Source organism: Bradyrhizobium sp. LTSPM299 (genome assembly GCF_000938235.1).
In the GTDB taxonomy this organism is placed as follows: domain Bacteria; phylum Pseudomonadota; class Alphaproteobacteria; order Rhizobiales; family Xanthobacteraceae; genus Bradyrhizobium.
The window spans coordinates 111,396-129,829 of sequence record NZ_JYMU01000058.1; the positions used below are offsets into that span (position 1 = coordinate 111,396).

Annotated in this window: 16 protein-coding genes; 11 read left to right on the forward strand and 5 right to left on the reverse strand. The window is 64.5% G+C overall.

Annotation, left to right across the window (positions count from 1 at the left end; translation table 11 throughout):
* Nucleotides 1-83: 83 nt before the first annotated feature.
* Nucleotides 84-818: a HugZ family pyridoxamine 5'-phosphate oxidase gene (locus tag UP10_RS29575; protein WP_044590722.1), complete on the reverse strand. Its 735-nt coding sequence runs from the start codon at nt 816-818 to the stop codon at nt 84-86.
* A 238-nt stretch (nt 819-1,056) separates the two neighbouring features.
* Between UP10_RS29575 and UP10_RS29580 the strand changes: the two genes are divergently transcribed.
* The 5 genes from UP10_RS29580 to UP10_RS29600 all read left to right on the forward strand — a co-directional run bounded on the left by UP10_RS29580 (nt 1,057) and on the right by UP10_RS29600 (nt 5,067).
* Entirely contained in the window at nt 1,057-1,758 is a 702-nt protein-coding gene (locus UP10_RS29580) for a response regulator transcription factor (RefSeq protein ID WP_044541017.1), read from the forward strand.
* A gap of 114 nt (nt 1,759-1,872) precedes the next feature.
* Complete coding sequence (locus tag UP10_RS29585) at nt 1,873-3,693, forward strand: sensor histidine kinase (protein ID WP_044590723.1); 1,821 nt, start codon at nt 1,873-1,875, stop codon at nt 3,691-3,693.
* On the forward strand, nt 3,690-4,256 hold the full coding sequence (locus UP10_RS43340; RefSeq protein WP_082077306.1) for an HPr kinase/phosphorylase: 567 nt from the start codon (nt 3,690-3,692) through the stop codon (nt 4,254-4,256). Before UP10_RS29585 ends, UP10_RS43340 begins: the two co-directional genes overlap by 4 nt.
* Before the next feature lie 86 nt (nt 4,257-4,342).
* Nucleotides 4,343-4,744 carry a PTS sugar transporter subunit IIA gene (locus UP10_RS29595; RefSeq protein ID WP_044541218.1) on the forward strand — a complete coding sequence of 134 codons (402 nt, stop codon included), beginning with the start codon at nt 4,343-4,345 and terminating at the stop codon, nt 4,742-4,744.
* Nucleotides 4,741-5,067, forward strand: coding sequence for an HPr family phosphocarrier protein (locus UP10_RS29600; RefSeq protein ID WP_044590725.1), 327 nt, complete (start codon nt 4,741-4,743; stop codon nt 5,065-5,067). The genes UP10_RS29595 and UP10_RS29600 overlap by 4 nt, the downstream gene beginning before the upstream one ends.
* 132 nt (nt 5,068-5,199) lie before the next feature.
* Here the strand turns inward: UP10_RS29600 and UP10_RS29605 are convergent, their stop codons facing one another.
* Nucleotides 5,200-6,798 carry a glycosyltransferase family 39 protein gene (locus UP10_RS29605; RefSeq protein WP_044590875.1) on the reverse strand — a complete coding sequence of 533 codons (1,599 nt, stop codon included), beginning with the start codon at nt 6,796-6,798 and terminating at the stop codon, nt 5,200-5,202.
* 187 nt (nt 6,799-6,985) lie between these two features.
* Between UP10_RS29605 and lepA the strand changes: the two genes are divergently transcribed.
* The 4 genes from lepA to UP10_RS29625 all read left to right on the forward strand — a co-directional run bounded on the left by lepA (nt 6,986) and on the right by UP10_RS29625 (nt 12,699).
* The gene (lepA, locus tag UP10_RS29610; RefSeq protein WP_044590726.1) at nt 6,986-8,797 is read left to right on the forward strand and encodes a translation elongation factor 4; all 1,812 of its coding nucleotides are present in this window, start codon (nt 6,986-6,988) and stop codon (nt 8,795-8,797) included.
* Nucleotides 8,798-8,899: 102 nt separating this feature from the next.
* Nucleotides 8,900-9,232 (forward strand): hypothetical protein, encoded by a 333-nt coding sequence (locus UP10_RS29615; protein WP_044590876.1) that lies wholly within the window; start codon nt 8,900-8,902, stop codon nt 9,230-9,232.
* 202 nt (nt 9,233-9,434) lie between these two features.
* Entirely contained in the window at nt 9,435-10,607 is a 1,173-nt protein-coding gene (locus UP10_RS29620) for an acyl-CoA dehydrogenase family protein (protein ID WP_044590727.1), read from the forward strand.
* 124 nt (nt 10,608-10,731) lie between these two features.
* Nucleotides 10,732-12,699: a methyl-accepting chemotaxis protein gene (locus UP10_RS29625; RefSeq protein ID WP_044590728.1), complete on the forward strand. Its 1,968-nt coding sequence runs from the start codon at nt 10,732-10,734 to the stop codon at nt 12,697-12,699.
* 70 nt (nt 12,700-12,769) lie between these two features.
* Here UP10_RS29625 and UP10_RS29630 read toward each other — a convergent pair whose 3' ends face one another.
* Nucleotides 12,770-13,504 (reverse strand): RDD family protein, encoded by a 735-nt coding sequence (locus UP10_RS29630; protein WP_197086916.1) that lies wholly within the window; start codon nt 13,502-13,504, stop codon nt 12,770-12,772.
* Nucleotides 13,505-13,632: 128 nt separating this feature from the next.
* Here UP10_RS29630 and UP10_RS29635 point away from each other — a divergent pair, with 128 nt between their 5' ends.
* Nucleotides 13,633-14,094 carry a DUF1801 domain-containing protein gene (locus UP10_RS29635; protein WP_044590730.1) on the forward strand — a complete coding sequence of 154 codons (462 nt, stop codon included), beginning with the start codon at nt 13,633-13,635 and terminating at the stop codon, nt 14,092-14,094.
* A gap of 114 nt (nt 14,095-14,208) precedes the next feature.
* On the opposite strand, the gene UP10_RS29640 is transcribed toward UP10_RS29635, so the two are convergent.
* On the reverse strand, nt 14,209-16,413 hold the full coding sequence (locus UP10_RS29640) for a putative bifunctional diguanylate cyclase/phosphodiesterase (RefSeq protein WP_082077314.1): 2,205 nt from the start codon (nt 16,411-16,413) through the stop codon (nt 14,209-14,211).
* A gap of 374 nt (nt 16,414-16,787) precedes the next feature.
* The gene (locus UP10_RS29645) at nt 16,788-17,225 is read right to left on the reverse strand and encodes a L,D-transpeptidase (protein WP_044590731.1); all 438 of its coding nucleotides are present in this window, start codon (nt 17,223-17,225) and stop codon (nt 16,788-16,790) included.
* Between the two features lie 210 nt (nt 17,226-17,435).
* Here UP10_RS29645 and mepA point away from each other — a divergent pair, with 210 nt between their 5' ends.
* Entirely contained in the window at nt 17,436-18,383 is a 948-nt protein-coding gene (mepA, locus tag UP10_RS29650) for a penicillin-insensitive murein endopeptidase (protein ID WP_044590732.1), read from the forward strand.
* Nucleotides 18,384-18,434 lie beyond the last annotated feature (51 nt).

The window sequence follows — 18,434 nt, forward strand, 5'->3', positions numbered from 1 at the left end:
GCCAGGGCCGTGCGACATCCAGCGCTGCCATGGGTCGCGCGAGCTGCGACGCCCGTTCAAGGCCGCGGGATTATCCCGTCCCATTAACGTCTGGCGCGGGCCTCGCCGGCGAGCCGGACCAGCATCTTGCGCAGCTCGGTGCCGTTGGTGACCCTGTCAGGGAAATCGAGCCGCAACGTCCTGCGATCGGCCTGCATGTCCATGCCCTCAGGGTCGCAGCCGGTGCAGGCCCAATCCGCACTGTCAGCGCTGAGCAGCCGCGTGGCGTAGAGGTTCATCGCCTCGCGGTGGTCCTCATTCATATGCGTCACCGCCCCCGCCTCGGCCTCCAGCAGGCCCGCGGCATCGCCCAGATCGGTCAAAAACTGCTCGGGCCCGAGATCGACGATGCGGCCAAACCCGGCGACCAGATGGGCGCCGGTGGGCCGGATCCGGAAGAACGCGAAATCCTTAAATTCTACAAAGACTTCCGCCGAGGGATGGGCGGCCAGATAGCGCCGGCAGGCGAGTTCCAGCTCGCCCTCCGCTGCCTCTTCCGCCCGCCCCGCCAGCATGATCCGGGCGCCCTCCAGCGGATCGCCTTCGGCGCGCTCGTCGAGCATCAGGGATACCCTATTGTCGGCCAGGATGTTCTTCGTATGCAGCGCCAGTCGCGAGATCAGCAGAATCGGCGAGCCGTCTGGATGACTGGCCAGATTGACCAGGGAACAATAGGGGTCGCCGCTGGCAGCCATCAGCGTGGCGAGTGCCCCCTGGTGGCTGCGGCGCAGCAGCGAGCGGGCAAGGCGGGCGGGGTCGAAATCGGCGGTCGGTTGCATGGCTCTGTCACGCTATCCTGTTGCAGAAAGGGCTCTTTTTTGCTGCAAAAAGGACCTTTTCTCCCGGCGGCAGGGTGCTATATGGGAATGGAACGCCTCGACCGCAGAAGAGTTTTTGCGGAACTCGGTCACACTTCAGCCCAGCTTGCATTGCTCGTTGACCGCCTTCGAAGCCCATTTACACGGCGCGTTGCTGGAATGCCCGCCGTTTAAACCACTCTCATTGTGAAAGCAGCCCATGCCCACAATCGCCTTGGTCGACGACGACCGCAACATCCTCACTTCCGTCTCGATCGCGCTCGAAGCCGAAGGCTATCGGATCATGACCTATACGGACGGAGCGTCGGCGCTGGATGGGTTTCGCACCTCACCGCCCGATCTCGCGATCCTCGACATCAAGATGCCGCGCATGGACGGCATGGAGACGCTGCGGCGGCTGCGCCAGAAGTCCGACCTGCCGGTGATTTTCCTCACCTCCAAGGATGAAGAGATCGACGAATTGTTCGGCCTGAAAATGGGCGCCGACGATTTCATCCGCAAGCCGTTTTCCCAGCGCCTGCTGGTCGAACGCGTCAAGGCGGTGCTCCGCCGCGGCCAGCCCAAGGACCCGGCTGCGCCGGCGAAGGAGCCGGATGCCCGCGCGCTCGATCGCGGCCTGCTGCGGATGGACCCGGAGCGCCATACCTGCACCTGGAAGAACGAGCCGGTGACGCTGACGGTGACCGAGTTCCTGATCCTGCAGGCGCTGGCCACCCGCCCCGGCGTGGTGAAGAGCCGCAACGCGCTGATGGACGCGGCCTATGACGACCAGGTCTATGTCGACGACCGCACCATCGACAGCCACATCAAGCGGCTGCGCAAGAAGTTCAAGGTGGTCGACGACGATTTCGAGATGATCGAGACGCTGTACGGCGTCGGCTATCGTTTCAAAGAAGCCTGATCTGCGCTTTTCGGACAGTTTGCTGACTGACACGGCCCGCGCGATTGCAGTAAGCTCGCGCGGGCAATCATATGCTTCGCGGGACGACATCCAAACCAACCGGCAGTTTTGCCTGTGCTTGATCGAACGCAGCCTCAACAGGGCCTGAACAGCGAGGACACGTCGCAGTCCGTCGATCAGGACCTCGTGGCGCAAGACCTTGCGGACAAGGAGCCACGGGACCGAGGCTGGCGCCGCCCGCTCGGCTGGCTGCGCCGCGCCGGGCAGTTTTTTTTCGCGCTGTCGTTCTCGAGCCTGACGCGCCGCATCGTCTCGCTCAACCTCGCCGGCCTCGTCGCGCTGGTCGCGAGCATCCTCTATCTCTCGCAGTTCCGCGCCGGCCTGATCGAGGCGCGCACCCAGAGCCTGATGGTCTATGCCGAGATCATCTCGGAGGCGATCGCGGCCTCGGCGACCGTCGAAGGCAATACCGTCACCATCGATCCTGACCGGCTGCTCGACCTCAAGCCCGGCGAGAGTTTTGGCCAGCCGGATGAATCGGCGGACTTCCCGATCAATCCCGAGCGCGTCGCGCCGATCCTGCGCCGCCTGATCGCACCGACCAAGACGCGGGCCCGCATCTTCGACCGCGACGGCGGGCTGATCCTCGACAGCCGCAATCTGTTCGCGCGCGGCGACGTGCTGCGCTTCGAGCTGCCGCCGCCGTCGGAAAAGCCGTCTTTGTTCGAGAAGACCAAGACCGCGATCAAGACCTGGTTCAACCGCGGCGACCTGCCGATCTACCGCGAGCTCGGGCCGGAAGGCGGCAAGGGCTATCCCGAAGTCGCGGAGTCGCTCGAGGGCACCAACGGCAGCAAGGTGCGGGTCACCGAACGCGGTGCGGTGGTGGTTTCGGTCGCGGTTCCGGTGCAGCATTTCCGCGCCGTGCGCGGCGCGCTGATGCTGACCACCCAGGGCGACGACATCGACCACATGGTGACGTCCGAACGCCTCGCCATCCTCAAGATCGGCGGCGTCGCCTCCGTCGTCATGATCGTGCTGTCGCTGCTGCTTGCGAGCACCATCGCAGGCCCGGTGCGGCGGCTCGCCGACGGGGCCGAGCGCGTTCGCCGCCGCATCCAGACCCGCGTCGAAATCCCCGATTTCACCGGGCGCCGCGACGAGATCGGCCATCTCTCAGGCACATTGCGCGACATGACGAACGCGCTTTACAGCCGCATCGAGGCGATCGAGATGTTCGCCGCCGACGTCGCGCACGAGCTCAAGAATCCACTGACCTCGCTGCGCTCGGCGGTCGAGACCTTGCCGCTGGCGCGCAACGAGAACAGCCGCGCGCGGCTGCTCGCCGTGATCGAACACGACGTCAAGCGGCTCGACCGGCTGATCTCCGATATCTCGGACGCCAGCCGCCTCGACGCCGAGTTGCAGCGGCAGGACATGGCGCCGGTCGATCTGCGCCGGCTGCTGACGACGCTGACCAGCGTTGCCAACGAGACGCGGCTCGGCCACGACGTCGCCGTCGAAATCCGCCTCGAGGGCCGCGGACCGAACGACGCGTTCTCGCTGCCCGGCCATGATTCACGGCTCGGCCAGGTGATCTCGAATTTGCTGTCGAACGCGCAGTCGTTTTCCAAGCCCGGCGACAAGGTGCGCATCATCTGCCGCCGCGTCCGCGGCGAGATCGAGATCATCGTCGACGATGATGGACCCGGCATCGGCGTCGATGCGCTGGAACGGATCTTCGAGCGCTTCTACACCGACCGGCCGCACCAGGGCTTCGGCCAGAATTCGGGTCTCGGGCTGTCGATCTCCAAGCAGATCATCGAGGCGCATGGCGGGCGCATCTGGGCGGAAAACCGTCCGGGCCCGGCGGATGAGGACGGCAATCCCACGGCCGCCGGCGCGCGCTTCGTGGTTCGGTTGCCGGCGCTATGAGCGGCAAGGCAAGCGTGCACGCGTCAGCCGTTCTGGTCGGCAGCCTTGCCGTGCTGATCCGGGGGCCTTCGGGCGCCGGCAAGTCGCGCCTGGCGTTCGATCTGATTCTCGCCGGCCGCGCCGGACAGCTCCCTCCGGCCATTTTGGTCGGCGACGACCGTGTCCATCTCGACACAGCCGGCGAACAATTGTGGGTTCGCCCGGCGCGCGAACTGGCCGGCCTGATCGAGATTCGAGGCCTCGGAATCCGCCGTTGTGCCTTCGTCGCGGAGGCTGTGGTGGGATTGGTCGTCGACCTTGCCGCCGATGACGCGGAACGGCTGCCGCCGCCAGAAGCGCTCAAAACCAGCCTTAATGGTGTTATAATACCGAGAATTGCCGTGACAACCAGTTTCCAACCCCTGCCGCTGGTTGTCGCCGCGCTGACGACAACTGAAAGTTCATGTTCCCGTAACCTTGCAGCCGATTGTGGGAAGGGAATTGGTAACCATATCAGTTCCACTATCGCGTCCGATTTGGTCGGCGCAGCCTCCCCTCTCTATCGCCAGGAACAGGGAGACTAGCCAAGATGCCCCCTTGCGCGGGGCCTCTGGATGGTCAAAGTGGCGCGTTCGTGCGGTGCACCAAAAGCGCCCGCGAGGAGTTTCCGATGATTGGTCTAGTGCTGGTGACCCATGGGCGCCTTGCCGACGAGTTCAGGGCAGCGCTTGAACACGTAATGGGTCCGCAGAAACAAATTGAAGCAATTACGATCGGAGCCGAGGACGACTCCGATCTCTGTCGAAGCGACATCATCGAAGCGGTGAATCGCGTCGATAGTGGCGACGGGGTTGCGATCCTCACCGACATGTTTGGTGGGACGCCGTCCAACCTTGCGATCTCCTGTATGAGCCGTCCGAAGGTGGAAGTGCTCGCAGGCATCAATCTTCCGATGCTGGTCAAGCTCGCCAAGGTTCGCGAGGAGCGCTCGCTGCCCGATGCGATCTCGATGGCGCAGGAAGCCGGCCGCAAATACGTCACCATCGCCAGCCGCGTTCTCGCAGGCAAATGAGCGACGAGGCCTCGGGCGCGAACGACGTCGGCCCGAGCGTGCCAGCGAGCGCCATTTCCCGCGAACTCCTGATCGTCAACAAGCGTGGCCTGCACGCGCGGGCGTCGGCCAAATTCGTCCAGATGGTCGAGCGCTTCAACGCCGAGATCTGGGTCACCCGCGGCGGCGAGACCGTCGGCGGCACCTCGATCATGGGCCTGATGATGCTCGCTGCCGGCCCCGGCACCACGGTCACGGTCTCCGCGACCGGCCCCGAAGCGCAGGCCGCGCTGGACGCGATCGCCGAACTCGTCGCTGGGAAATTCAACGAAGAAGGCACGTAAGCGTAGTGTCGTAACGTCAGTGCGGTGGGCAAAGGCGCGCAGCGACGTGCCCACCTTCACACGCTGTGCTCGCGGTGGTGGGCACGCTTGCGCTTTGCCCACCCTACGCACTCTCTGCGAGACCCAGCTACGCTAGTTCGCCGGCGGCACCAGATAGACTTTCCAGATCGTCGAGGGGCCGGGATGGCCCTGGAAGAAGCGCTGCGTGGTCATCACCAGCGACTCGGCGTCCTTGGCATGCTCCGCCATCCAGGCCTCGCACGGCCTCAGATAGTCCGGATCGGTGGTGTCGCAGATGCCGATGAAGCCGTAACGCCTGGCTTCATCGAGCGAGGTCAGTCCGGACGACACTTCGCCGGGCGTGATCGCCGCCGGATGATCCGTGCTGTAGAACGTGATCGGCTCGCTGATATCGGAGCGCGCGGCGACAACCGCCCAGCGCGAATGGAATTTGGCCTGCCAGGTTTCGGTCAGCTCCCGCGCCAGCTCGGAGCGCGCGGCATAGGTCGAGGCGCCGGCGTGGCTGGACGCCATCTCCTGCCTTGCGATCCAGGGCGCGGCCAATAGCGTGGCGATCGTGACCACGAACCAAATCGCCGTGATCGTGAACAGTGCCATGCGCGGCACCCGCAGCGAGGGAATCGCGACCAGCGCCAGCGGCACCAGGAAGAACAGCGGGATGCCCCAATCGGTCTTGATATAGACCGTGAACGCCAGCGCGCCGAGCGGCGGCCCGATCGCGACGATGGACTGCACGATCCAGATGTTGAGCGCCTGCGGCAGATTGATGCCTGGATTTGGCCCACGCGACCAGATCCGCGCCGGCCGCCACGACAGCGAGCTCAGTGACAGCCCCAGCAGGCCGAGCAGGACCGGCGCGGCAAGCAGCCCGAGATTGTGCCCGAGATAGCCGATCACAAGCTGGACGTTGAGCGCGCGGCTCGACAGCGCGTAGACGTCGCCGGCATAGGTGAGCGGCGCGAAGTCCACCTCCTCCAGCCAGACCAGATGGGGGATCATCGCCACGATCATCGTGCCGATCGCGACCCATGGCGCCGGCGAGCGCAGGAATTGCATCCGCTGCGGATGGATCAGCGCGGCAAGCCCGATGGCGCCGATCATCGTCAGCACCCAGTATTTGGCCATCAGTGCCAGCGCAGCGGCGAAGCCGAGCCACAGGCCGGATTTCACACTGCGCTTCTCGAACGCGTTCAGATAGGCCAGCATCAGCAATGGCAGCGGCACCAGCTGCGCCAGGTCCGCATTGTACTTGAAGCCCTTGAAATTGAAGATCGGGTAAAGCGCGAGCACCACCACCATGAAGAACGCACGGCGGCGGTCGACGACGCGCAGCGCGATCAGCCAGCAAACCACCAGCGCGAAGCTGACGGTGGCCATCGCGAGCGCGTAAGTCGACCAGTTGGTGACCGGAAAGATCCTGAACCAGACGCCGGCGATCCAGCCCGACAGCGGCGGATGCTTGCCATAGCCGAGCAGGAAGCGCTGGCCCCAGGCATAGGCCTCCGCGACGTCCATATGGACGTCCTGCGCGGCCTTGAGCCTGACCAGGATCAACGTCCAGAGCACCGCATGGACCAGCGCGAAGCCGATCACGAGCCAGAGGCCGGCCTTGGGATCGGTCGCGCGCGAGACCAGCCATGCGGCAGTCCGCCGGAGCGACAATTTGCGCTTCGCGCGTGATGCGGTGGGGAGATATGAGGCAGTCGACATGGCGAGTGCGTAGCGCGTTTTTCGCATCCGTGGAATCAGCTTGGCGTGAACGTCAAACCCAGCCGAACCATGCCCGAAAATCGATCACGGCGGGTTCGCGGCAAAACCCCGGTGATTCGCGGTCACATCGCTGCAAAATACCGCAATATGGTTGCCGCTCGGGGGTGCGGATGCTATCCCGCGCCCCATGACAACTGCCCCGATTTCGAACATCCGCAACTTCTCCATCGTCGCCCATATCGACCATGGCAAATCGACCCTGGCCGACCGCCTGATCCAGATGACGGGCGGGCTGACGGATCGCGAAATGGCGGGCAAGGAGCAGGTGCTCGATTCGATGGACATCGAGCGCGAGCGCGGCATCACCATCAAGGCGCAGACCGTCCGGCTCAACTACCACGCCAAGGACGGCAAGGATTACATCTTCAACCTGATGGACACGCCCGGCCATGTCGACTTCGCCTACGAAGTCTCACGGTCGCTGGCGGCCTGCGAAGGTTCCCTGCTGGTGGTTGACGCCAGCCAGGGCGTCGAGGCGCAGACCTTGGCCAATGTCTACCACGCGCTCGACGCCGGTCACGAGATCGTGCCGGTGCTCAACAAGATCGATCTCCCCGCCGCGGAACCCGACAAGATCAAGCAGCAGATCGAGGACGTGATCGGCATCGACGCCTCCAACGCCGTGATGATCTCGGCCAAGACCGGCCTTGGCGTCCCCGACGTGCTGGAGGCGATCGTCACCCGGCTGCCGCCGCCGAAGGGCGACCGCGATGCGACCCTGAAGGCGCTGCTGGTCGACAGCTGGTACGACGTCTATCTCGGCGTCGTCGTGCTGATCCGCGTGGTCGACGGCGTGATGAAGAAGGGCGGCCGCATCCGTATGATGGGCACCAATGCGGCCTATGACGTCGAGCGCGTCGGCTTCTTCACGCCCAAGATGACGCAGGTCGACGAACTCGGCCCCGGCGAGATCGGATTCATCACCGCTGCGATCAAGGAAGTCGCCGATACCCGCGTCGGCGACACCATCACCGACGACCGCAAGCCGATCACCGAAATGCTGCCGGGCTTCAAGCCGGCAATCCCGGTGGTGTTCTGCGGCCTGTTCCCGGCCGACGCTGACGATTTCGAAACGCTGCGCGCCGCGATGGGCAAGCTGCGGCTGAACGACGCCAGCTTCTCCTACGAGATGGAGACATCGGCCGCGCTCGGCTTCGGCTTTCGCTGCGGCTTCCTCGGGTTGTTGCACCTGGAGATCATCCAGGAGCGGCTGTCGCGCGAGTTCGACCTCAACCTGATCGCGACCGCGCCGAGCGTGATCTACAAGATGCACCTGACCGACGGCCAGGAGATATCGATCCACAACCCCGTCGACATGCCCGACGTGGTCAAGATCGCCGATATCGAGGAGCCGTGGATCGAGGCCACGATCCTGACCCCCGACGAATATCTCGGCAGCGTGCTGAAGCTGTGCCAGGACCGCCGCGGATCGCAGAAGGAGCTGACCTATGTCGGCTCCCGCGCCATGGTGAAGTACGATCTGCCGCTCAACGAAGTCGTGTTCGATTTCTACGATCGCCTGAAATCGGTCTCCAAGGGTTACGCCTCGTTCGACTATCATTTGACCGACTACAAGGTGGCAGATCTCGTCAAGATGCAGATCCTGGTCAACAACGAGCCGGTCGATGCGCTGTCGATGCTGGTGCATCGGACCCGCGCCGAAGGCCGCGGCCGCGCCATGGTCGAGAAGATGAAGGAACTGATCCCGCCGCACATGTTCCAGATCCCGATCCAGGCGGCGATCGGCGGCAAAGTGATCGCGCGCGAAACCGTCCGCGCACTGCGCAAGGACGTCACCGCGAAATGCTACGGCGGCGACATCACGCGCAAACGGAAACTTCTGGAGAAGCAGAAGGAAGGCAAGAAGAAGATGCGGCAGTTCGGCAAGGTCGATATCCCGCAGGAAGCTTTTATTGCCGCGCTGAAGGTGGATAGCTGAGGTGCGGTCCTGCTGCCGCTCTTCGATGTCCATTCGTGTCTCAACGTGAAACGCACTTTGATTTGAATCGCCATTGAACGGCGAGCCGACTATGCTGTGATCATGTTGCGCATCCTGTCCCTGTCGATCGCCATTCTCCTGTCGTTGCAGCCCGCCGTGTCGTGGAGCGCGCCCGCGCAGAAGCGAAACGTCGCCCGCTGGCATGGCTATGGGTTCCTGCCTGGCTACCGCCAACCACCCAACGAAACCATTCCGGTGCTTGGGCCGCGGGGCGCCGCCCGTGGCTACCCGGACTATTCGCCGCGCTACTGGTATGGCGGCGATCAATATTATTTCGGCCGGCCCGGATTCCACGGCGGAGGCCGCTACAATGGCGGCAGCTACGGCCCGTGCTGGACCTGGACGCCGATTGGCCGTGCCTGGAATTGCGGGTAGCAGCTCGAATCGTAGACGCGATCAGCAACGCTGAAGGCCGGCTGCTGACGATCGGCTGCGCTCCCTGACCGTCTTCCACGTCGCGGACATCTCCCTGAATAGCTGATCTGCAACGGTGTCATCCCACCTTGCCGTCTCCCGCCGAATGCGCCACCATTGCGTAACCCGCCCAACAAGAATGCGAAAAGGGGCAGAGGAACGCATGAACAGGCCGCAGGGATTCGACCTCGTCGAGCGGGCGCGCGCGTTGGCGCCGCTGATCTCAAGCGAAGCCGATGAGATCGAACGGACGCGGCGGCTGACGCCTTCCGTCACCACAGCTCTCGTCGAGAATGGACTCTACCGCGCGCTGCTGCCGCGCAGCTTTGGCGGCGCCGAGGCACCGCTCGACGTGTTCATGCAGATGCAGGAGGAGATCGCCAAGGCCGACGCGTCGACCGCTTGGTGCCTCGGCCAGTGCAGCGTCTGCGCGATGACCGCGGCCTGTCTCGCGCCCGACGCCGCCAACGAGATCTTCAACACGGCGCCCGGCATCCTGGCCTGGGGCGCGATCGGCCACGAGGTTCGCGCCGAGCCCGGCGGTTATCGCGCCAGCGCACGCTGGGACTATGCCTCCGGCTCGCGGCAGGCGAGCTGGCTCGGCGCCCATGTCCGCGTCGTCGAGGCCGACGGCTCGCAGCGCAAGAAGCCGGACGGCTCGCCGGAGATCCGCACCCTCCTGTTCCCGATGGCGTCGGCCACGATGTACGACGTCTGGGATGTGATCGGGCTGAAGGGCACCGGCACCGATTCCTATTCGGTCGACAATCTCTTCATCCCCGAAAAGTTCGCCGCCCTGCGCGATGATCCCACCGCGCTGCGCGAGCCGGGACCGCTCTACAAGCTGTCGACCAACATGGTGTTCAGCATGGGCTTTGCCGCCACCTCGCTCGGCGTCGCCCGCGCCATGCTGGACGCGGCGACCGAGCTGGCGCGCGGCAAGACGCCGCAAGGATTGAAGGCGATGCGCGACAACAATGGCGTGCAGGGCCTGATCGGCCGCACCGAGGCGAGCCTGCGCGCGGCCCGCGCCTATCTCTATGCGACGGCGAACGACGTCTGGCAGGACCTGTCGCAGGGCGGTCCGATCAGCGAAGCGCATCGCATCGCGATCCGCATCGCCTCGACCTGGACCATCCACCAATCGGCCGCGGTGGTCGACACCGCCTATCACATGTCGGGCGCGACGGCGGTGTTCGCGAAAAATCCGTTCGAGCGGCGCTTCCGCGACATGCACGCGATCGCGCAGCAGATTCAGGCGCGCGACACCCAGTACGAGGACGCCGGCAAGGCGATTCTTTCCGGCAATTTGACCGCGGCGCCGACCACCCGCTAGCCGGTACGAAAGTAGCATTAGCTGCTGTTGCCGTGGTCGAAATACGGGCCGCGACGACGCGCAGTTGTTAAGTTTTTTCTGAGACTTTGCGGACGGCGCTAATGCCTGGAGTTCCGCCGGTCCCATGTTCAAGCTTCGATCGATTGCCGCCCGCCTGATCCTGGCGATCTCACTGACCGTTGCGGTCGCCTGCGCCATCCTCGGCGGCTTCTCGATCAGCCAGCAGCGCGCACTGACCCGGCTGGCGCTCGATCAGCAGCTCAAGCTGCAATATGACAGCGTGATTGCAGCGATCGACTATGAGGGACGCGCGGCGCTGGCGGTCTCAGCTGTCATCGCCGCGTTGCCGCCGGTCGGCGACGCCATCGCCAAGGGCGACCGCGACGGCCTCGGAAAGCTGCTCGGCGCCCCCTGGGCGGCGCTGAAGGCGCAAGGCATCCCGCTGATCTCGTTCTGGCAGGCCCCGGCGGTCAGCTTCTACCGCGTCCACACGCCAAAACTGTTCGGCGACGACGCCTCCGCACGGCGCGCGACGGTGGTGGAGTCAATCAAGACCGGCAATCCGATCGTTGGCGTCGAGCCCAGCCGCGAGGCGCTTTCGATCTTCGGCATGACCCCGATCATGCGCGATGGCAAGACGCTGGCCAATGTCGACGTCGGCGTTGCCTTCGGCAAGGAGTTCGTCGACCGCGCCAAGAAGCGCTTTGGCATCGACTTGGCCGTGCATTCCTTCGACGGCCAGAGTTTTCGGCGGCTGTCCTCGACTTTCGGCGACACCGTGATTACGACCCAGGACGAACTCAGAAGCGTGATGAACGGTGCGGCGCTGCTGCGCGACGCTGTTCTCGACGGCCATGCGGTCGAGCTCTACCTCGGGCAGATCAGGAACTATGCCGGTCAGCCGGTCGCCGTGCTCGAGATCGTCAAGGACACCACGGACTACGAAGCCGCTGCTGCCAGCGCACAGCGCAGTCTGATCCTTGGCACCGTCGCGATCCTGGTCGCGGCCGTGCTGCTCGCCTTCCTGCTCGGCCGCGGCCTGTCACGGCCGCTGACTGCGATCACGGCGGTGATGAACAGACTGTCCAGCGGCGATACCGGCGTCACGATTCCCGGCAGCGACCGGCGCGACGAGCTCGGCACGATGGCGAAGGCGGTCGACGTGTTCCGCCGCGGCATGATCGAAACCTCGTCGCTGCGCGAGGCGCAAGAGGCCGACAAGGCCAAGGGAGAACTGGAGAAGCGGGCGCTGCAGCGTCAGATGGCCGACCGCTTCGAATCCGACGTCAAGGGCGTGGTCGCCGCCGTCGCCCGGGCGACGGCCGACATGCAGCGTGTCGCCCGCGAGATCACGACCAGCGTCAGCGGCACCTCCGAGCGGACCTCGGCCGCAGCCGCCGCCTCCGAGGAGGCTTCGGCCAGTGTCAACGCGGTCGCAGCGGCGACCGAAGAGCTGGCGTCCTCGATCACCGAGATCGGCCGTCAGGTCACCCACTCCAGCCACGTCGCTGAGAATGCCGTGGTCAAGGCCAGGGAAACCACCGACATGGTGACGAGCCTTGCTGTATCAGCCGAGAAGATCGGCGACGTGCTGCGCCTGATCAGCGCGATTGCCAGCCAAACCAATTTGCTGGCGCTCAACGCCACCATCGAGGCGGCGCGCGCCGGCGACGCAGGCCGCGGCTTTGCCGTGGTCGCCGCCGAGGTCAAGGACCTGGCGAGCCAGACCGCGAAGGCAACCGAGGAGATCGCCGGTCAAGTCAGCGCGATCCAGTCGGCAACCGGCAACTGCGTGAGCGCCATCGGCGACATCAGCGGCACCATCCGCGAGATCTCGGGCATCGCCACCGCGATTGCGGCCGCCGTCGAGCAACAGGACTCAGCCACACGGGAGATCGCCCGCAGCGTGCAGCAGGCATCCGCCGGCACCGGCGAGGTCTCCACCAACGTCGCGGGCGCGAGTGAGGCAGCCGGCCAGTCCCGCGCCCTCACCGGCAGCGTGCTGGACGCCTCGAGCCAACTCGGTGATCACGCCTCCGCGCTGTCGCACAGCGTCGATACGTTCCTCGCCGGGCTGCGCAACGCGGCCTAATGCGCGATGAGATCAAGTTGCCCCGTCAGCGCGACTTAGATGCGGTCTATATGACGGCCAAGGCGCGCTCTCATCGTGACGCCCGGCGTGCCCGCGCGCCAAACAACTTGCCTCGCCAACCCGCTGCGATGATCACCGCCATCAGCAGCAAAACTGCAGTGTCGAGGGCAAGTTCGAAGATCCTGTCCGCCCCCGAGCAATGGCTGCCGTCGAGGCACGGCCCCGACTCCAGGATCACGGCGGCGCCGGCAGAGGCAAGGAACAGCAGCACGAGATAGACGCAGATCGTCAATACGCGCTCCCAGCGCGCCGGCATCCGGGCTGCCGCGGGCTCGGCTCGCTCGGTGACAAATTGGCCCGATCGCGCCTTGGCGGGATCGCGGATCTGCACCGTCGATCGCGTCACCAGATCGTGAATGGCCTGATTGCGGCGCGTCGCCGCGAGAATGACGAACGAATACCAGCCGAGCAGGCTCTTGAGCAGAAGCCGGGCACACGCCTTCGGGAAACCGACATTGCCGCCGGTCGCGTCATCGACGACGCGGAGGTTGGTCAGATGATGTCCAACGGTACCTCCGGTAAACGACACCAGGATCGGCTCGTAAAGCAACAGCACCGCAATCACCACGATCCCGAGCGCACGCGACAGCGTGTCGGTCGCCACCGTGGAGGCCACCAGCAACGCGCCGAAGATCACAATGAGCGTGATGGCCCAGTCGATGAAGATGCCGCGAAAGCGGCGCGAGAACCGCGCGTAGAGCGGCGACGACGCCGCGACCGGTGGAACGGTGGTACCAACACTCATCGGGCTCATCCCGCTCTTGCGTCCCGCTTACGCTTAAGACGAGACGGCGACGACAGCGGTTCAACCATGGGCTTCCGCTGGATCGCTGGGTGGCCTAGTTTCCGGGACGGAATGCCTGCGGAGCCGCCATGACCAGACCGGTGAAAAAATCGACCGCCAATGTGACAACGAAGCCGCGCCGGGGCAACCCGGATTCCGCAGACGCGCTGTTCGCCGCGTATCCCGCACCGGTCAAGACCCGATTGCTGGCGCTCAGGCGCCTGATCCTCGATACCGCCAAAGCGACCAAGGGCGTCGGTGCACTCGAAGAGACGCTGAAATGGGGACAGCCGAGTTATCTCACGCCGAAAACCGGAAGCGGCAGTACCATCCGGATCGATCAGGTGAAGCCGGCCGCGGACCAGGTCGCGATCTACTTCCATTGCCAGACCAATCTGGTCGAGACGTTCCGCGAGCTCTATCCCGAACTCAGCTACAGCGGCAATCGCGCGATCCTGCTCGATGTCGCCGACAAGCTGCCGGAGACTGCGCTGCGCCACTGCGTGGCGCTCGCGCTGACCTATCATCTGAACAGGAAGAAGCCGGGGTAGGTGCCCATTCGTAGGGTGGGCAAAGGAGCGCAAGCGACGTGCCCACCATCAAGTGTCGTGCTCGCGATGGTGGGCACGCTTCGCTTTGCCCACCGATCTGCAGAGACCGGATGACTACGCCACCAGCGCCGATTCCATCTCAGCGCCGCGCTGGGCCGTCAGCAGGCTGACGATCTCGGCATTCGGCCGGGCTCGGCTGAACAGGAAACCCTGGCCCTCGTGGCAGCCTTCGGCGCGCAGGCAGCTCAGCTCCGATTCGGTCTCGACACCCTCCGCCGTGATGGTGACGCCGAGCCCCATGCCGAGACTGATGATCGAACGCACGATCGCCTGTGCGTCGCGGTTGGAGCCGAGATCGCGCACGAAGGACTGGTCGATCTTGATCTTGTCGAACGGGAAGCTGCGCAAATAACTCAGGCTCGAATAGCCGGTGCCGAAATCATCCATCGAGATGCGCACCCCGAGGGTGCGGAGCGCGTGCAGCGTGGCCAGCACCTGGCTGCTCTTCTCGAGCAGCAGTGTCTCGGTGATCTCGAGCTCGAGCCGCCGCGCCGGCAGACCGGATCGCTTCAGCGCGTCGGTGACCAGCGGCAACAGATTGCCGGTACGGAATTGCAGCGGCGACAAATTGACCGCGACGCGGACATCATCCGGCCACTGCGCCGCGTCCATGCAGGCGCGATGGAGCATCAGCCCACCCAGCGCATTGATCAGGCCGGTCTCCTCGGCCACCGGAATGAACTCGCCAGGCGAGATCATGCCGCGCTCCGGATGCGGCCAGCGCACCAGCGCCTCGAAGCCGGTAATGCGCCCGCTCGCGAGATCGATCAGCGGCTGGTAGTAGGGTCGCAGGCCTTCGTTCTGGATCGCATCACGCAGATCGGTCTCGATCTTGCGACGGCTCCGGGCGCGGGCATCCATCTCCGCCTCGAAGAAGGAGAAGGTGCCGCGGAACTCGCTCTTGGCGCGCGACAGCGCCATGTCGGCGCTCTTCAAGAGCTTTTCCGAATCCTCGCCGTCGCCGGGTGACATCGCGATGCCGATGCTGGCGCCGATCAACACCGAATGTCCCTCGAGCAGATAGGGCTCGCCGATCGCGTCCAGGATACGCTTGGCGAGCAGCACCGCGTCCTCGGGCCGCACCACGCCGTTCTGCACGATGGTGAACTCATCGGAGTTGAGACGGGCCAGCGCGTCCTCGTCGCGCAAGGTCGAGCGCAGACGCTTGGCCACGCCGCGCAGCAGCTTGTCGCCGATGCCATGGCCGAGCGTGTCGTTGACCGCCTTGAAATTATCGAGCCCGAGCATCAGCACCGCGACCTTGTCCGAGCTGCGCCGGGTGTGCAGCAGCATCTCGTCCATCTTCTGGCGCAGCAAATTGCGGTTCGGCAGGCCGGTCAGGCCGTCATGCTGCGCCATGAAGGCAAGCCGCGCCTCGGCGCGCTTGCGCTCGGTGATGTCCATCAGCGCGAGCAGCATCGCCGGCTGGTCGCCGTGCATCAGCTGGCGCGAATAGATCGCAAGATCGATCAGCGTGCCGTCGGCGCGCACGTGCTTCCAGGTTCGCGCCGCCTGCTCGTCGCTGCTGCGCCCGGCGGCCCAGGGCAATTCGGTATCGAACGCCTGCAGGTTCTTGATCGTCAGCTTCTCGAACTCGGTGCGGGCGTAGCCGTAATGGGCGATCGCCGCGTCGTTGACGCTGAGGATGCGCTCGCCATCGAGCGCGCACACGATCATCGGCACCGGATTGCCATCGAACAGCAGGCGGAACGACGCCTCGCGCTGCTTCAACTCGGTGATGTCGACGCGCAGGCCGACGATGCCGCCATCCGAGGTCAGCCGCTCTTCGATCAGGACGACACGGCCATCGGCCAGCACCTGCTCGTGCCGCTCGCCCGGCTGATACATCCTGCTGACCCGCTCGGCGATCCACTCCTCCTCGCGGCCCTTGGACGCGGGATAGTCGCCGCGTTCGACGCCGATGCGAATGGTATCTTCCAGCCGCGCGCCGTACTCGAAGAGATCCGAGCTGCGCTTGTAGATTTCCGAATATTTTTTGTTCCAGAGGGTGTAGCGGCCCTCGGGGTCGAGAAACACGATGCCCTGCGGCAGGATATCGATCGCTTCACGCAGCAGCTCGTTCGACTTGCGCGCATCCGCAATCGCCGCCTCGGCCTGGGCGCGCTGGCGCACCAGCTCGCCGATTTCGGCGGCGGCGCGACGCGAACCGCCCGACAGTTTCGGCAGGGCTTTGGCCTGATGACCCCGGAGACGGGACACTCTGGCTTGTTTCGGTTTCTTGATTTTCTTCGGCCGCATCATCGGTATCGCACGCCCCACGCGTAGTCCAACTCGGCGGTATTTCTGCGATAAGTATCTGAAAAATTGGTATCTATTGGCGGGTAGCCGTGCCGAACGGAATCCCGCGGCCTGCCTGCTTTAGAGGCGGGTTGCATGCAGCACGAGTGCGCGACGCCGTGAAAGCGGCAAGCACATCAAATTCGCAGGCGGAAGCACCTGTCCATGGTGAGGAATGCGTAAACGGAAACGCGATTGCACAATGAACGCGCTGAAGTCCTGCCGATCGCATCAATATTTGTCAGCGAATAGCAGGGTTATCGCGGAGTTAAGACGCGATGCGGTTCAGCTCATCCTTCGCACCGCGGACGGTTAGTTCGTGATCTCGATCACGACTAATTCGTGATCTCGATGCGCGTGCCGCCGCGGCCGTTGCGCTCGACGAGCCCATAGAGAACCGCGGCATGTGACGGATGCAGCCGGACGCAACCATGCGAGGCCGGCCCGCCGAGACAGGCAAGATCGTTGGTGCCGTGGATCGCAAAGCCGCCATAGAAGAAGATCGAATGCGGCATCGGCGAATTGTAGTACTTCCGGGAATACCAGCGGCGCGCCATCAGTTGCGGATGGAAAACGCCATTCGGCGTGCCATAGCCGCTACGCCCGGTCGACACCGGCCACTCGTAGCGCATCGCGCCATCAACACTGACGGCCATGCGCTGCGACGATTTGTCGATGTGGACGACGACGTCGGCATGCGCTGGAGAGAGCGCCGATGTCAAAACAGCAATCGCGGCCGCAAAGACCAGCCGTACGCCAAATACGCTTGTCATAATAACGCCCGCCCTGAATTATTTGACCGTTTATGAATTGACCGCATGATGTCGCCGGCTGCCGCCTGTTGTAAAGTCCGACCATCACACGCGGAGGGAAGAAGCCGCGGGTAATCTTAATCGAGGCTGTGGGCGATCAAGCAATTGGGATGAAAGCGCGATCCGCGAGCGTCAAATCCATGTTAGCTTCGCGCAGACTAGAGTGATCCGATGACACCCCGCCTGCTTCTGATCCCGCTCCTGCTATCCGCCCTCGTTGCCTGCACCATCTTCGCATGGGCGCAGGACAAGGGCTCCGTCAATCCAAAACCACTGCCGCCGCTCGCCAACCCGAACGATCCGAAGATCGGGGCCAGGGAATTGTTCGCGCGCAAGGTGCTGCCGGCTGCGATGCTGACGCAGGCGATCGGCTCCTACGTGAAAGGCTGTCTCGCCGGCGCCGAGCAGATGCCGCTCAACGGTGATACCTGGCAGGTGATGCGGCTGTCGCGCAACCGCTACTGGGGTCATCCCGACATAATCGCGCTGTTGAAGCGGCTGTCGGCCAAGGCACACAAGGACGCCGGCTGGCCGGGGATCCTGGTCGGCGATATCGGCCAGCCGCGCGGCGGCCCCGCACTGAGCGGGCATGCCAGCCACCAGATCGGGCTCGACGCCGACATTTGGCTGACGCCGATGCCGAATCGCAAATTGTCGCGCGAAGATCGCGAGGACATGTCTGCAGTGATGATGGTGCGCGACGACCGGCTCGACATCGATCCGCGCGTCTTCACGCCGGGTCATCTGCTCGTCATCCGCGACGCGGCGCAGGAGCCGGCCGTGCAACGCATCTTCGTCAACCCCGCGATCAAGAAAGCGCTGTGCCGCGAGGCCAAAGGCGACCGCAGCTGGCTGTCCAAGATCAGGCCGTGGTGGGGCCACGACTATCACTTCCACATCCGCATCAAATGTCCGCCCGGCAGTCCCGAATGCGAGGGACAGAAGTCGCAATCCGAGGACGAGGGCTGCAAGCCGTCCGACTTGGCCTACTGGTTCAAGGATTCCGTGCTGCATCCAAAGCCGTCGCCGGAGCCGGCGAAACCGCGCCCGCCGATGACGCTGGCGCAGCTGCCTGCAGCTTGCAAAACCGTGCTGAACGCACCGGATGCGAAGCAATAGCGGCGCGAAGGCGGATTTCGCCAACGGCCATTCATTGTTGCCTCAATTTCA

Bases quoted from the DNA above. Each gene is read 5' to 3' on its own strand.
- UP10_RS29615 (WP_044590876.1), top strand. From the start codon at position 8,900: ATGTTGCGCATCCTGTCCCTGTCGATCGCCATTCTCCTGTCGTTGCAG.
- UP10_RS29595 (WP_044541218.1), top strand. From the start codon at position 4,343: ATGATTGGTCTAGTGCTGGTGACCCATGGGCGCCTTGCCGACGAGTTC.
- UP10_RS29630 (WP_197086916.1), bottom strand. From the start codon at position 13,504: ATGAGTGTTGGTACCACCGTTCCACCGGTCGCGGCGTCGTCGCCGCTC.
- UP10_RS29635 (WP_044590730.1), top strand. From the start codon at position 13,633: ATGACCAGACCGGTGAAAAAATCGACCGCCAATGTGACAACGAAGCCG.
- UP10_RS29625 (WP_044590728.1), top strand. From the start codon at position 10,732: ATGTTCAAGCTTCGATCGATTGCCGCCCGCCTGATCCTGGCGATCTCA.
- UP10_RS43340 (WP_082077306.1), top strand. From the start codon at position 3,690: ATGAGCGGCAAGGCAAGCGTGCACGCGTCAGCCGTTCTGGTCGGCAGC.
- UP10_RS29575 (WP_044590722.1), bottom strand. From the start codon at position 818: ATGCAACCGACCGCCGATTTCGACCCCGCCCGCCTTGCCCGCTCGCTG.
- UP10_RS29620 (WP_044590727.1), top strand. From the start codon at position 9,435: ATGAACAGGCCGCAGGGATTCGACCTCGTCGAGCGGGCGCGCGCGTTG.
- UP10_RS29605 (WP_044590875.1), bottom strand. From the start codon at position 6,798: ATGTCGACTGCCTCATATCTCCCCACCGCATCACGCGCGAAGCGCAAA.
- UP10_RS29645 (WP_044590731.1), bottom strand. From the start codon at position 17,225: ATGACAAGCGTATTTGGCGTACGGCTGGTCTTTGCGGCCGCGATTGCT.
- UP10_RS29580 (WP_044541017.1), top strand. From the start codon at position 1,057: ATGCCCACAATCGCCTTGGTCGACGACGACCGCAACATCCTCACTTCC.
- UP10_RS29600 (WP_044590725.1), top strand. From the start codon at position 4,741: ATGAGCGACGAGGCCTCGGGCGCGAACGACGTCGGCCCGAGCGTGCCA.
- mepA (WP_044590732.1), top strand. From the start codon at position 17,436: ATGACACCCCGCCTGCTTCTGATCCCGCTCCTGCTATCCGCCCTCGTT.
- lepA (WP_044590726.1), top strand. From the start codon at position 6,986: ATGACAACTGCCCCGATTTCGAACATCCGCAACTTCTCCATCGTCGCC.
- UP10_RS29640 (WP_082077314.1), bottom strand. From the start codon at position 16,413: ATGCGGCCGAAGAAAATCAAGAAACCGAAACAAGCCAGAGTGTCCCGT.